Raw genomic sequence first — 14410 nt, 5'->3', positions numbered from 1 at the left:
GTCCAATGGCAATAGCGCGGGTTTTAGTTGACGGGCTCCACCGATATCGGCATGCCGGGGGTGCCAGCATAGAACACAATGAGTTCGGTGGGGCTATTGCCACTGAGGCCGCGGTGAACAATGTTATTCATTTCAGGTAAAACCTGTCCGGCTGTCAATGTTACGGTTTTATCGCTATCCCGCGCTTGAACGATCAACTCGCCCGAGACCACATAACCGGCTGCCGGCATTGGGTGGGAATGCCAATCGAAGCTGCTGCCGGGTGCCATGGTTACTTTTCGAACAGTCAGCTCTGGCTGTCCTTGTGGGTAGGTAACATAGGGCGTGCCGTCCCAGGATGATGAACTCTGCAAAAGGATCGTCGACTCAATAGCTGGCTTCATCTGGGCGTTGGCCGTACCAGCCAGTGTTAAGAGGCTTAGGGAGAGCAGGGTCTGTTTGATCATATTCAATTTCCTCGGTCTTCCAGGGCGAAATGCCCTGAGCGCAGCCGAGTAAACGTCATGATCGGGGTCACAAACCAGCCTTCAAGAATTGCAGAAAATGTCGGAAATACGAAGTTATGCAATGGGGACTCAGCGTCGTATTTTCATGCTAAAGCGGGTTCTCCAAACCCGAGGGGTTAGCTATAACAGTCTTGTCAGCGGGGCTGCTGGGTGATGACACAAAGCTCTCCGACTGCACGCCCCAGCGCGATGTCATGGATGGCGTCGTTTGCCTGGAGCTGTCGTTGTTGGTTCAGCCAGGTCGGGCATTGTGGATCGTGCCGATAGGGCGCGAAGTCCGCGAAGTTTTGCAACAATCGAATTTGCAGTCGGTCTAGCTGTGGACGGACTTGATTGACCAGGTCCGGTCTCGCTGTATTCGGCGCCTTGCCTACCGCGCGCCAATTGGCCAGTAGCGTGTACTGCACCAGCTTGTTCGCCTCGATTTGCGCCGCCAGGAATTGACTGACTTCTTCGGCATTGAGCTTGTAGGCCGGGGCCAGCTTTGCAGCGTTGGCGATGACCTGTTGTTCGCGCAGGCTGTCCTGGATCGGTTTGCCGCTGTCCCATTTGGTGAGTGCGACCTGATCGGCGATGCTCAAGCGTTCACTGATAGTCTGGATCAAGGGCGCCAGAGAGTCCGGCGGTTGAGAGGGCGTGGGCGTATTGGCGCAGGCGCTTATGCTGACTATGACCGCACATAGAAGAGACACATGCGGCAGTCGATGTGAATTCGACATGGGTAGACCTCTGGCTGATTCGGCGACGTGATAAAGCCAGAGAGTTAACGCGACAGGTTGTGTTTAACGCCAGAAGCCAATTGTTAGAAAATATCAGGCATAAAAAAGGCCTCCCGAAGGAGGCCTCTATTACGTCGATGCGGCTGACGTAACTGGATTAGCAGCTGTAGTACAGCTCGTATTCCAGTGGGTGTACGAAGGTGCGTACTTTGATTTCTTCTTCGCTTTTCAGAGCGATGTAAGCGTCGATGAAGTCATCGCTGAATACGCCGCCTTTGGTCAGGAACGCACGACCTTTGTCCAGCTCTTCCAGGGCTTCTTTCAAGCTGCCGCAAACTTGTGGGATCTCTTTCGCCTCTTCAGGCGGCAGGTCGTACAGGTTTTTGTCAGCAGCGTCGCCTGGGTGGATTTTGTTCTGGATGCCGTCCAGGCCAGCCATCAACAGTGCAGCGAAGCCCAGGTACGGGTTAGCTGCTGGATCCGGGAAGCGAGCTTCGATACGGCGAGCTTTAGGGCTGGACACGTAAGGAATACGGATCGAAGCGGAACGGTTGCGAGCCGAGTAGGCCAGCATTACCGGTGCTTCGAAACCTGGGACCAGACGCTTGTAGGAGTTGGTCGACGGGTTGGTGAAGCCGTTCAGTGCTTTACCGTGCTTGATGATGCCGCCGATGAAGAACAGGGCGGTATCGGACAGGCCGGCATAGCCTTCGCCTGCGAAGGTGTTCTTGCCATCTTTGGAGATGGACATGTGTACGTGCATACCTGAACCGTTGTCGCCATACAGAGGCTTAGGCATGAAGGTAGCGGTACGGCCGTAGGCATCGGCTACGTTGTGTACGCAGTATTTCAGGGTCTGAACTTCATCAGCCTTGGCAACCAGGGTGTTGAATTTCACGCCGATTTCGTTCTGACCGGCAGTCGCCACTTCGTGGTGGTGAACTTCGATGACCAGGCCCATTTCTTCCATGGCATTACACATGGAGGTACGGATTTCGTGGTCGTGGTCGAACGGTGGAACCGGGAAGTAGCCGCCTTTGATACCTGGACGGTGGCCACGGTTGCCGCCTTCGACGTCCTGGTCGGACATCCAGGAGCCTTGTTCGGAGAAGATCTTGAACATGGAGCCGGAGATGTCGGACTTGAACTTCACTTCGTCGAAGATGAAGAATTCTGGTTCTGGACCAACGAAAACAGTGTCGCCGATGCCAGTGGACTTCAGGTATTCCTCGGCGCGGCGGGCAATGGCGCGTGGGTCGCGGTCATAGCCTTGCATGGTCGAAGGTTCGATGATGTCGCAAACCAGGATGATGGTTGGCTCTTCGGTGAACGGGTCGAGCACGGCAGTGCTGTCGTCAGGCATAAGGATCATGTCGGACGCTTCGATGCCTTTCCAGCCAGCAATGGAGGAACCGTCAAACATTTTGCCGATTTCAAAGAAATCTTCATCCAGCGCATCGCGAGCCGGCATGGTCACGTGGTGCTGAGTGCCTTTGGTATCAGTGAAGCGCAGATCAATCCATTTAACGTCATGATCTTTGATGAGTTGAACCGACTTCGACATGGTGTCCTCCGGGTGGCTTCGGGCCACGTAGTGGTTTGGCCCTTAGAATTTGGGTGATGCCGGCGCGAATACTCTGCCAAGGCAACCTGCCTCACAAGGGAGCAAATTGCATGCCAGTGCCCCGACTTGGGTTTTTCGCGCCAAACGCAGGCATTGCGCGCATTAAAGCTGATAAATCGAAAATTAGATGCACCGATATGATGCGCATTGCCGGGCAGACGGTCTTTTTTGGTGCGTGCAATATTGACTGTACGATAACTGGTTAAACCTTGAACAATTTCCGCTATAATCCTGCCCCCTCTTTTTCGGCTGGCACCTCGCGCGTTTTTTACATGAAACTAATCGTAAAAGTCTTCCCCGAAATCACTATCAAAAGCCGGCCGGTGCGTAAGCGTTTCATCCGCCAGTTGGCCAAAAACATCCGTACCGTGCTCCGTGATCTGGACCCGGCATTGGTGGTGGGAGGCGTGTGGGACAACCTTGAGGTTGAAACCAGGGTTAGCGAGCCGAAAGCCTTGCAGGAGATGATCGAGCGCCTGAGCTGCATGCCGGGCATCGCCCATTTTTTGCAGGTCAATGAATACCCGCTGGGCGATATGGACGACATCGTCGCCAAGTGTAAAGAGCACGTCGGCGCATCGCTGGCCGGCAAAATGTTTTCGGTGCGCTGCAAGCGTGCCGGCAAACACAGTTTCAGCTCCATGGATGTCGAGAAATACGTCGGTAGCCAGCTTCGTCAGCAGTGCGGCGCTGCCGGAATTTCCCTGAAAGCACCCGAAATCGAAGTGCGCATGGAAATTCGCGACCAACGGTTGTTTGTGATTCACGGTCAGCACAACAGCATCGGCGGTTATCCGCTGGGTGCGCTTGAGCAGACGCTGGTGCTGATGTCCGGCGGTTTCGATTCGACTGTCGCGGCCTACCAGATCATGCGCCGTGGGCTGATGAGCCACTTCTGCTTCTTCAATCTCGGTGGTCGCGCCCACGAATTGGGGGTGATGGAAGTCGCCCATTTCCTGTGGAAGAAGTACGGTAGCTCGCAACGCGTGCTATTTGTCAGCGTCCCGTTTGAAGAAGTACTGGGAGAAATTCTCGGTAAAGTCGATAACAGTCATATGGGCGTGGTGTTGAAGCGTATGATGTTGCGCGCAGCAACCCGTATTGCTGATCGGCTCGAGATTGATGTGCTGGTAACAGGCGAGGCGATCTCACAGGTCTCCAGCCAGACCCTGCCCAATCTGTCGCTGATCGATTCGGTCACGGAAAAGCTGGTTTTGCGTCCACTGATCGCCAGCCACAAGCAGGACATCATCGATCAGGCTTACGATATAGGCACTGCCGATTTCGCCAAGCACATGCCCGAGTATTGTGGGGTGATTTCGGTCAACCCCAAGACCCACGCCAAGCGCAACCGCGTGGAGTATGAAGAACAGCAGTTTGATATGGCGGTACTCGAGCGTGCGCTCGAACAAGCCAAGCTGGTGCCGATCGATCGCGTTATCGACGAATTGGGCCAGGACATTGAAATCGAGGAAGTCAGTGAAGCACTGGCCGGTCAGGTCATCGTCGACATCCGTCATCCGGATGCTCAGCATGACGAACCGCTGGAGTTGCCTGGCATTGAAATACAGACGCTGCCGTTCTATGCATTGAACAGCCGCTTCAAGGAACTGGATGAAACTCGCCAGTACCTGTTGTATTGCGACAAAGGCGTGATGAGTCGCCTGCATGCCCACCATTTGCTCAGTGAGGGGCATGCCAATGTGCGCGTTTATCGACCGAGCTAAGTGCCCGGGGCTGTTTGCCTGTGGCTTGCGTCACCGGCCCCCCGACGCCAGTCGTCAAGCCGTCATGGCTTTCGCCGACTCTACTGTTAATAGCTGCCTACAATAGGTAGCTGACCGAATCCTCTGATCGAGATACACAAGTGATCGAAAATCTACGTAACATCGCCATCATTGCTCACGTTGACCATGGTAAAACCACCTTGGTAGACAAACTCTTGCGTCAATCCGGCACTCTGGAGCGCAACGAGCTCAACGACGAGCGCGTGATGGACTCCAACGACCAGGAGAAAGAACGCGGTATTACCATTCTTGCCAAGAACACCGCTATCAACTGGAACGGCTACCACATCAACATCGTGGATACCCCGGGCCACGCCGACTTCGGCGGCGAAGTTGAACGCGTAATGTCGATGGTTGACTCCGTTCTGCTGCTGGTTGACGCTCAAGACGGCCCTATGCCGCAAACCCGTTTCGTGACCAAGAAGGCTTTCGAAGCCGGCCTGCGTCCGATCGTCGTGATCAACAAGGTTGACCGTCCAGGCGCACGTCCGGACTGGGTTCTGGACCAGATCTTCGACCTGTTCGACAACCTGGGTGCTACTGAAGAGCAGCTGGACTTCCACGTCGTTTACGCGTCTGCACTGAACGGTATTGCCGGTCTGTCGCACACCGATATGGCTGAAGACATGACCCCGCTGTACCAGGCCATCGTCGACCACGTACCGGCTCCAAAAGTCGACCGTGACGGTCCGTTCCAGATGCAAATCTCCGCTCTGGACTACAACAGCTTCCTGGGCGTCATCGGTGTTGGCCGTATCGCTCGTGGTCGCGTCAAGCCGAACACTCAGGTTGTGGCTATCGACATCGACGGCAAGCGCCGTAACGGTCGTATCCTCAAGCTGATGGGTCACCACGGTCTGCACCGTATCGACGTTGACGAAGCAGCTGCCGGCGACATCGTCTGCATCAGCGGCTTCGACCAGCTGTTCATCTCCGACACTCTGTGCGACCCACTGAACGTCGAAGCGATGAAGCCGCTGACCGTTGACGAACCAACCGTTTCCATGACTTTCCAGGTAAACGATTCGCCTTTCTGCGGTAAAGAAGGCAAGTTCGTCACCAGCCGTAACATCAAGGAACGTCTGGACAAAGAATTGCTGTTCAACGTTGCTCTGCGCGTTGAAGAAGGCGACTCGGCTGACAAGTTCAAAGTCTCCGGCCGTGGTGAGCTGCACCTCTCGGTACTGATCGAAACCATGCGTCGCGAAGGCTTCGAAATGGGTGTTGGTCGTCCAGAAGTGATCATCCGTATGGTTGACGGCGTTAAGCACGAACCGTACGAAAACGTCACCATCGACCTGCCGGAAATTGCGCAAGGCGCGATCATGGAACAAATCGGTATCCGTAAAGGCGACCTGACCAACATGGTTCCGGATGGCAAAGGGCGCGTTCGCCTTGAGTACAACATCCCGGCACGTGGCTTGATCGGTTTCCGTAACGAGTTCCTGACCCTGACGTCCGGTGCCGGCATCCTGACCAGCATCTTCGACCGTTACGATGTAATGAAGTCCGGCGACATGTCCGGTCGTCAGAACGGCGTACTGGTTTCGGTTGCTACCGGTAAGGCTCTGACCTACTCGCTGGAAACTCTGCAGGCGCGTGGCAAGCTGTTCCTGGGTCACGGTGAAGACGTGTACGAAGGTCAAATCGTCGGCATCAACAGCCGTGACAACGACCTGGGCGTTAACCCAACCAAAGGCAAGAAGCTTGACAACATGCGTGCTTCCGGTAAAGACGAAACCATTGCTTTGGTTCCGCCTATCCGCTTCACTTTGGAACAAGCGCTGGAATTCGTTCAAGAAGACGAACTCTGCGAAGTAACGCCGAAGTCGATCCGTCTGCGTAAGAAAATCCTTGGCGAAAGCGAGCGTACCCGCTCTGCCAAGAAAAACGGCAACTGATTCATTAGTTAGCTGTTAAAAAAACGCCCCCGACCGCAAGGTCGGGGGCGTTTTTGTTTGTCTGGGCAATGTCAGAAAGACTGTAAGAGTGGCGCGTCAGGTTTAACGGAGTTGGCCCACTCGAACGCTAATTAGACTGTATATGACCGACACGGCTTCCCAGCGGGCAGGCGACCGGTGTTGATTAGAGGGTTGGTTTTAGCGGACTTTAAAGCAGCGCTGGCTGCAGGGGAGTGCAGCCAGCGGCAATGTAGCGACACGTGCGATCACTCAACGGCGACGATCGTGATCCCAATGTTTGCGATGACCATAGGCATGGCCACGACCGCGATGGTCGCCACGGTAATCACGACGGTCATCGCGACCACGGTAGCGGCGGTCGTCACGACCATCGTCGCGGCTTTCGTTGCCCATGTAGTTACCAAGAGCACCACCTGCGCCGCCACCGGCTGCTGCGCCGATCAGGCTGCCGGTAGTGCCGCCGACGCTGCGGCCAAGCACGTTACCGCCTGCCGCGCCCAAGCCACCACCGATAGCTGCTTCACCACGGTTGCGACGGTCTGCTCCCACTGCGCCACCTGCCGCACCGCCTAGGCCAGCGCCAATCGCTGAACCTGTGCTGCCGCCCAATTGTTGGCCGACAACCGAACCGAGTACCCCACCCAATGCACCGCCCACGCCGGCTTCAGCGGTGCCGCCAGCTGAGGCAAAACCACTGGCCAGGGAGAGAGACAACAACAGAATCGAGGAATACTTCATGTATGGAACCTCATAGGGATGACGGCGCGATCCTGAGGCCATGTCAGTATTGCTACAATCTAAATCCGACGAGTAACCCGTATTATAAGAAAACACTAACATGCTGTTTTTTAACGGGAACTTTAGTTGTAAATAGCACTCTGAGCTTACTTGGCATACATGCCGTTAGTCGCTGTATGCCATTGTTCCTTGTCAGTTTACATAATCCGTCCGTCGTCACTTGCTGTTTCCAGGCGGATAGCGATGAACTTTGACGTTGGTGTATGGCTGCCGTCACCCACGCTTTCGAGTGGCACTAACGGGTTCACTTCCGGGTAATAAGCGGCTGCTTGTCCGGCGGGAATATCGAATGCCAGCAGGGTGAAGCCTTTTACGCGGCGCTCTCGACCATCGTCCCAGATCGACACCAGGTCCGCCTTCTGCCCCGGCTTGAAGCCCAGGCGAATAATGTCGGCCTCGTTGACGAACAACACATCCCGCTGACCTTTGACCCCGCGATAACGGTCGTCCAGCCCATAAATAGTGGTGTTGTACTGATCGTGCGAGCGCATGGACTGCATGATCAGGTCGGGAATCTGGCCGGTAGAGCGTACGTTCTCATGCACCAGGTCCAGCGGCAGGACGTTGGCCTTGAAGTTGGCTCGGGCGGTGGGTGTGTTCCAGCGGCGCTCACTGGCCGCGTTGCCGAGATAGAAGCCCCCCGGATTTTTCAGGCGCTCATTGAAGTCCTTGAAGCCGGGGATGGTGTCGGCGATCAGGTCGCGAATGCGGCTGTAATCCGAGGTCAGCCACAACCAGTCCACAGGCTGCGTGCCCAAGGTCGCGGCAGCGATACCGGCGATGATTGCCGGCTCCGAACGCATCTGTCTGGACAAGGGCTGTAGCTGGCCGTTGGACGCATGGACCATGCTGAACGAATCTTCCACCGTCACCGCTTGCGGACCTTCGGCCTGGATATCGATATCTGTCCGGCCGAAGCACGGCAGGATCAGTGCTTGTGCGCCGTGAGTCAGGTGGCTGCGGTTGAGCTTGGTGCTGATCTGCACCGTCAGGTCGCAGTTGTTCAAGGCTTCAACGGTGCGTGTGCTGTCTGGTGTGGCTTGGGCGAAGTTGCCACCCAGGCCGATAAAGACCCTGGATTTGCCCGCGAGCATCGAGTGGATGGCTTCCACCACGTTATGACCCGGTGCGCGTGGGACTTTGAACTGGAAGCGTTTTTCCAGCGCATCAAGGAAGAACGCAGGTGGACGCTCATTGATGCCCATGGTCCGGTCGCCCTGCACATTACTGTGACCGCGCACTGGGCACAGGCCCGCGCCAGGCTTGCCAATGTTGCCGCGCAGCAGCATCAGGTTGGCGATTTCCTGAATGGTCGGCACCGAATGGCGATGCTGAGTGATGCCCATTGCCCAGCACATGATGACTTTCTGACCCTTGCAGTACATCTTCGCCGCTTGCTCGATATCGGCAAGGGGCAGGCCGGACTGCTCAATGATCGCTTCCCACGAGGTGTCATCGACGGTCGCCAGGTAATCAAGCACGCCGTGGGTGTGTTCGTTCAGGAAGGCGTGATCGAAGACCGATGGTGCGTTGTTGGCCTGAGCTTCGCGTTCCCATTGCAGCAGGTACTTGGCCATGCCGCGCAACAGCGCCATGTCGCCACCCAATGCAGGACGGAAGTATGCGGTGTTGGTCGGCTCCGAGCCGTTAGTGAGCATTTCCAGCGGGTGCTGCGGATGCTGGAAACGTTCCAGGCCGCGCTCTTTGAGCGGGTTGATGCACACCACTTGCGCGCCACGTTTGACGGCTTCACGCAGCGGTTCGAGCATGCGCGGGTGGTTGGTGCCAGGGTTCTGGCCAAGGACGAAAATCGCATCGGCGTGTTCGAAGTCATCGAACGTTACCGTGCCTTTGCCGACGCCAACACTTTGCGCCATGGCAACACCGCTGGCCTCGTGGCACATGTTCGAGCAGTCGGGGAAATTGTTGGTGCCGTAGGCGCGCACGAACAGTTGATACAAGTACGCTGCTTCATTGCTGGCCCGGCCCGAGGTATAGAACTCGGCCATGTCCGGGCTTGGCAGGTTGCGCAGATGCTTGCCGATCAGGGCGAACGCGTCGTCCCAACTGATCGGCGTATAACGATCGGTTTCAGCGTTGTAGCTCATCGGCTCGGTCAGGCGACCCTGGTATTCGAGCCAGTAGTCGCTTTGCTCGCGCAGGGCGCTGACGCTGTAGCGGGCGAAAAACGAGGCGTCGACACGGCGCTTGGTGGCTTCCCAGTTGACCGCTTTGGCGCCGTTCTCGCAGAACTTCACGATGCCACTTTCCGGCGAATCACCCCACGCGCAGCCTGGGCAGTCGAAACCGCCGTTCTGGTTGGTCTTGAGCATCATGCGCAGGTTCTTCAGCGCGTTATCACTGCTCAGCCAGGCCTGCGTCACACTGACCAGTGCACCCCAGCCGCCCGCCGCGCCTCTGTACGGTTTGTAGCGGGGTGTCGGGGCTTTGTCGGTTTGGTGACGAGTGCTCACGCTTGATTCTCCATCGCAGGGCTATAGACCCGCGGCGCACTGTGTTGCGGCAGGTGGATTAAATTGAGGTTGTGTCGGCGTGCCCATTGCAGGGCGAGGCCGGTGGGTGAGGACAGGCTGACCAGCGTTTGGATCCGGGCGCGCAGTACTTTCTGGATCAGTTCCAGGCTGCAGCGGCTGGTGACGATGGCAATCCCGCCAGTCAATGGAATGTTCTGGCGGGTCAACGCACCGATCAGTTTGTCGAGGGCGTTGTGCCGGCCAATGTCTTCGCGGCCCAGCAGCAGCTCTCCAGTACTGTCCATGAACAGCGCGGCATGTACCGCGCCGCAATGCTGGCCCAGCGGCTGGAATGCGCTGATGCGTTGGCGCAGCCCCTCCAGCCAGATCGCCGGCGGCAATGGCGCGCCCGGCAATACATCGAGTTCGGGTAACGCTTGCTCGACCGCTTCCACGCCGCACAGGCCACAGCCGCTGGTCCCGGCCAGCTGGCGACGCTGCTGCTTGAGGTTCCAGAAGGCACGGCTGGCGATCTCCACCTGCGCGTGCTGCGCGGAACCTGAGCCGCTGAGCTTCAGGTCGTAGATTTCGTCGGGAGAGGCAATGATGCCGCTGCCCAGGCTGAAGCCGACGATGAAGTCTTCAAGGTCGGTCGGGCTGACCAGCATCACCGCCTGGCTGATGCCATTGTAGGCAATGGCCAGCGCCACCTCTTCGGCCAGCGCCGTGCTCCCCGAGTCTTCGCGCTCAAGGTTTGAGTAGCTGTAGGTGTGGCTTGCGGCGGACGCTGGCGAGTGCAATGCGGGCGCCGTGCTGACCGTGCGCTTGGCGGGCATGGGAAAGTACCGGCAGATTATTAGCCTTTAGCCTAGGCCTGTGGTCCGATAACGTCTAATCGCTAGTGCTGATGCCTTGATAGATGACGTCGATCAAGATGCCTCGATGATTTTCTGGTAGGCGGAGAAGCATGCCTCGGCCAATGCGGATCGCGGCGTGCTGCGACGCATGATCAAACCCAGCCGGGCCAGGGTTTTGGCATCCGCGATGGGGTGCAGGCGCAGGTGCTCGGTCAGGGTCTCCAGACCGCCATCAAGCGGCATGATCGCGCAACAGAAACCGCCATGCACCGCTTGCAGCAATTGATGGACCGCGTCGGTTTGCAGCAAGGGCAGGGGGTTCAGGCCGCGACTGTGGAAATTGTGGTCGATGGACTGACGAAAGTGCATGCCGCTGGTCAGCAGGCCGAGGGGCAGTTCGATCAGGCTTTCCCAGCTGAGTGGATCCTCACCGAAGCTGAAGTGACGGTGATCGTAAAGCAGGCCCATGCGTGTTTGTGCGAGTGCCAGGGAATCAAAGCGCTCGCCGTCGAGCCGGTCCAGATATGACACGCCCAGATCCAGCTGATTGCTCGCCAGTTGCTCCAGAATCTGCTCGGAGCTGAGCGCCGACAGTTCGAAGCGCAGGTTCGGGTGCAACTGATGCATGCGTTGCATCAGTTGCAGTGGATCGAAACTCGACAGCGGCACCACGCCCAGGCGCAACGTACCGACCAGATGCCCCCGACACGCTGCCGCTTCGGCATACAAGCCGTCATAGGCGGCGAGTACTGTCCGCGCCCAGGCCAGTACCCGTTCACCCGGCGCGGTAAAACTTTCGAAGCGCTGACCACGATTGACCAGCGGCAACTCCAGCTCTTCTTCCAGGCTGCGCAGGCGCATCGACAGGGTCGGCTGCGTAATGTGGCAGCGCGCCGCCGCCTGGCCGAAGTGCCGGGTCTCGTCGAGGGCGATGAGGAATTTAAGCTGTTTGATGTCCATCTACGCTCCGGGGCGTTATGCAGGCAGTTCATCCCGTAGGTGCTGGCTTGCCTGCGATCAGGTTGACGCGGTGTGTCAGGTAAACCGCCATCGCGGGCAAGCCCGCTCGTACAGTGTCTGCGCAGCTAAAGCCCCGCAATCAATGCCCGATAATCCGCTACCGCGGCAAACTCTTCGGTGTTCTTCGGGCCTTTGCGGCTGTCGGGTTGGCTGACGGCCAGCAGATAGGCGACCCCGAATGCCCGGGCGCTGCGCAGGATCGGCAGGGTGTCATCGATAAACAGGCTGCGACCCGGTTCGAAGGCGATGTCGGCGTGCAATGCGTCCCAGAACTGCGCGTTCTCTTTGGCGAACCCATAGTCGTGGGAGCTGATCATGCGTTCGAAGTAGGGCGCCAGTTGCACCCGCTCCATCTTTAATGAAAGCGAGTCGCGGTGGGCGTTGGTGATCATGATCACGCGTTTGCCGGCCTGCTTGATCGCCATCAGAAACGTTTCGGCATCCGGGCGCAGGGAGATTAGGTGCGCGGTTTCCAGTTTCAGCTCGCGCAGCGGCAGCTTTAGCTCGGCACTCCAGAAGTCCAGGCAGTACCAGTTGAGCGTACCGGCGTTCTGCTCGAACAGCGGCGCCATTTCCAGTTCGGCCATGGCCCGGCTGACCCCGTGCAGTTCGGCGTAGCGCTGTGGCAGGTGTTCCATCCAGAAATGGTTGTCGTAATGCAAGTCGAGCAGGGTGCCGTCCATATCGAGCAGAACGGTATCAATGTCGCGCCAGGGTAAAGAAGGCATTCAGGTCTCTCGGGCGGTGAATGAGCCACGTCAGCATATCCGACACAGACAATCGGGAAAGCCACGGTATAGTACTCCGTCCACGCCAAGGAGCTTGCCATGCGACAGAAACCCACCATCCTCGCCCGCGAAATCGTCGCCAGTAGCCATCTGTTCCGTGTCGAAGCGTTGCAGTTACGTTTCGCCAACGGCGTTGAGCGCACTTACGAGCGTCTAGTGGGCAGAGGCGTTGGTTATGGCGCAGTGATGATCGTCGCGATGCTCGATGCCGACCATGCGGTGTTGGTCGAGGAGTACTGCGGGGGGACCGACGAGTACGAGTTGTCCTTGCCCAAGGGCCTGATCGAGCCGGGCGAAGACATTCTGGCCGCTGCCAATCGTGAGCTCAAGGAGGAGGCCGGGTTTGGCGCTCATCAGCTTGAGCATTTGACCGAGCTGTCGCTGTCGCCCGGTTACATGAGCCAGAAAATTCAGGTGGTGCTGGCCACTGATTTGTATGAAGAGAGCCTGCCGGGCGATGAACCAGAGCCGATGCGCGTCGACAAGGTCAATCTGCGCGAACTGTCCAGCCTGATTCAACACCCCCAGTTCAGCGAGGGCCGTGCGTTGGCGGCGCTGTACCTGGTCCGTGACTTATTGACCCAGCGGGGAGTATTCCAGCCATGACCCAAGCGCTCGCCCATCTGCCGCATCCGTTGTTGGCGCCCGTGATTGAACTGGCCAGACGTGCCGGCGAAGTGATCCTGCCGTATTGGCGCGCAAATGTGGCCGTTGTCGCCAAGGCCGACGCGTCGCCCGTTACCGCTGCGGATATAGCGGCCCATCATCTATTGGTCGCGGGTTTGCAGGCGCTGGCGCCTGACATTCATGTGCTGTCCGAAGAAGATGCCGACATTCCCCTCAGTGAGCGCGCCACTTGGGAGCGTTGGTGGCTGGTCGATCCGCTGGATGGCACCAAGGAATTCATTTCCGGCAGCGAAGAATTCACCGTCAACATCGCCCTGATCGAACAGGGCCGCGTGGTGTTTGGCGTGGTCTCGATGCCCACCAATAATCGCTGCTACTTCGGCGGTGCAGGGTTGGGCGCGTGGCGCAGTGACGATGAGGACCATGCTGCGCCGATCAGCGTGCGAACGGCGCCAGCACCCGGCGAAGCGTTTACCGTGGTCGCCAGCCGTCGTCATACCAGCCCAGAACAGGAACGCTTGTTGGCGGGATTGACCGAGAGCCTGGGTGATTTGCAACTGACCAGCGTGGGCAGCTCACTGAAATTCTGCCTGCTGGCCGAAGGTGCCGCCGATTGTTATCCGCGCCTGGCGCCGACGTCGCAGTGGGACACCGCCGCCGCTCAAGGTGTACTCGAAGGCGCAGGCGGCGAAGTGCTCGATCTGGCAGGCGAGACGTTCAGCTACCCGTCGCGTGAGTCGCTGCTCAACACCTCGTTTCTCGCGTTGCCGGCGAATGCGCCGTGGCGCAGCAAGCTGTTGGCGTTGGCCAAGTCCGGGCTATAGGGCTTAACGGTGCAACACAAACTGCCCGCTGAAACGTACTGCCGCGTCGTCGCTGCCCTGATTGAAAATGTACGTCGGCAAGGTCAAGCGGGCGCGGCCATAGCGGCGGTATGTGCTTAGAAACTTTTCCCATACCGCATCCTCTGGCGCCTCGCACGTGGCGATGGCGTCGACGGTGACCGGTAGCGGATAACTGATCTGCCCTTCCTGAATCACGATATGCCCGTCCTCGATCCCCGCTTCGCGCAGGCGCAAATGCAGCCAGCCCCAACCTGCCAGCACGGCCGCGCAGTACAGGCTGCCGCCGAACATCGTGCTTTTGTGATTGGTGTTGGGGGCCAGGGGTAACTGCAGACGCAGCTGTCGCCCTTGCCAGCTGAGCACCTTGAGGCCCATCTCGCGGGTCAGCGGAATGTCGTGATGCAGCACTTTCTGCAAATGATGGCTGTCATTATTCATGCGGG

13 protein-coding genes are annotated in these 14410 nt (G+C 58.0%); 4 read left to right on the top strand and 9 right to left on the bottom strand.

Going from position 1 to position 14410, the window contains the following annotated elements:
• Positions 1-23: 23 nt before the first annotated feature.
• From AC1MEA_RS06350 to glnA, 3 genes are all read right to left on the bottom strand, one after another.
• Positions 24-446: a cupin domain-containing protein gene (locus AC1MEA_RS06350; protein ID WP_480917131.1), complete on the bottom strand. Its 423-nt coding sequence runs from the start codon at positions 444-446 to the stop codon at positions 24-26.
• Positions 447-640: 194 nt separating this feature from the next.
• The gene (locus AC1MEA_RS06345) at positions 641-1225 is read right to left on the bottom strand and encodes a chorismate mutase (RefSeq protein ID WP_480917130.1); all 585 of its coding nucleotides are present in this window, start codon (positions 1223-1225) and stop codon (positions 641-643) included.
• Positions 1226-1382: 157 nt separating this feature from the next.
• The gene (glnA, locus tag AC1MEA_RS06340) at positions 1383-2789 is read right to left on the bottom strand and encodes a glutamate--ammonia ligase (RefSeq protein ID WP_322177290.1); all 1407 of its coding nucleotides are present in this window, start codon (positions 2787-2789) and stop codon (positions 1383-1385) included.
• A gap of 332 nt (positions 2790-3121) precedes the next feature.
• On the opposite strand from glnA, the gene thiI reads away from it, so the two are divergent.
• Positions 3122-4576, top strand: coding sequence for a tRNA uracil 4-sulfurtransferase ThiI (gene thiI / locus AC1MEA_RS06335; protein WP_219063755.1), 1455 nt, complete (start codon positions 3122-3124; stop codon positions 4574-4576).
• A gap of 140 nt (positions 4577-4716) precedes the next feature.
• On the top strand, positions 4717-6537 hold the full coding sequence (typA, locus tag AC1MEA_RS06330) for a translational GTPase TypA (RefSeq protein WP_219063756.1): 1821 nt from the start codon (positions 4717-4719) through the stop codon (positions 6535-6537).
• 270 nt (positions 6538-6807) lie between these two features.
• Here typA and AC1MEA_RS06325 read toward each other — a convergent pair whose 3' ends face one another.
• The 5 genes from AC1MEA_RS06325 to yrfG all read right to left on the bottom strand — a co-directional run bounded on the left by AC1MEA_RS06325 (position 6808) and on the right by yrfG (position 12435).
• Positions 6808-7296: a glycine zipper domain-containing protein gene (locus AC1MEA_RS06325; RefSeq protein WP_219063757.1), complete on the bottom strand. Its 489-nt coding sequence runs from the start codon at positions 7294-7296 to the stop codon at positions 6808-6810.
• Between the two features lie 197 nt (positions 7297-7493).
• The gene (locus AC1MEA_RS06320) at positions 7494-9830 is read right to left on the bottom strand and encodes an FdhF/YdeP family oxidoreductase (RefSeq protein WP_480917129.1); all 2337 of its coding nucleotides are present in this window, start codon (positions 9828-9830) and stop codon (positions 7494-7496) included.
• Positions 9827-10666 carry a formate dehydrogenase accessory sulfurtransferase FdhD gene (fdhD, locus tag AC1MEA_RS06315; RefSeq protein WP_219063759.1) on the bottom strand — a complete coding sequence of 280 codons (840 nt, stop codon included), beginning with the start codon at positions 10664-10666 and terminating at the stop codon, positions 9827-9829. The genes AC1MEA_RS06320 and fdhD overlap by 4 nt, the downstream gene beginning before the upstream one ends.
• 93 nt (positions 10667-10759) lie before the next feature.
• Positions 10760-11647 (bottom strand): LysR family transcriptional regulator, encoded by an 888-nt coding sequence (locus tag AC1MEA_RS06310; protein WP_480917128.1) that lies wholly within the window; start codon positions 11645-11647, stop codon positions 10760-10762.
• 125 nt (positions 11648-11772) lie between these two features.
• Positions 11773-12435 carry a GMP/IMP nucleotidase gene (gene yrfG, locus AC1MEA_RS06305; RefSeq protein ID WP_480917127.1) on the bottom strand — a complete coding sequence of 221 codons (663 nt, stop codon included), beginning with the start codon at positions 12433-12435 and terminating at the stop codon, positions 11773-11775.
• Positions 12436-12534: 99 nt separating this feature from the next.
• On the opposite strand from yrfG, the gene nudE reads away from it, so the two are divergent.
• Both nudE and cysQ read left to right on the top strand, forming a co-directional pair.
• Positions 12535-13101, top strand: a complete 567-nt coding sequence (nudE, locus tag AC1MEA_RS06300) for an ADP compounds hydrolase NudE (protein ID WP_219063762.1) — start codon at positions 12535-12537, stop codon at positions 13099-13101.
• Positions 13098-13946 (top strand): 3'(2'),5'-bisphosphate nucleotidase CysQ, encoded by an 849-nt coding sequence (gene cysQ / locus AC1MEA_RS06295; RefSeq protein ID WP_480917126.1) that lies wholly within the window; start codon positions 13098-13100, stop codon positions 13944-13946. The genes nudE and cysQ overlap by 4 nt, the downstream gene beginning before the upstream one ends.
• 3 nt (positions 13947-13949) lie before the next feature.
• Here the strand turns inward: cysQ and AC1MEA_RS06290 are convergent, their stop codons facing one another.
• Positions 13950-14405 carry a thioesterase domain-containing protein gene (locus tag AC1MEA_RS06290; RefSeq protein ID WP_480917125.1) on the bottom strand — a complete coding sequence of 152 codons (456 nt, stop codon included), beginning with the start codon at positions 14403-14405 and terminating at the stop codon, positions 13950-13952.
• Between the last annotated feature and the right edge of the window lie 5 nt (positions 14406-14410).

It is taken from the genome of Pseudomonas sp. ASL8 (assembly GCF_056680355.1).
The sequence above is the reverse complement of the archived record's forward strand: the minus strand, read 5'-3'. Positions and strand labels throughout refer to the sequence as shown.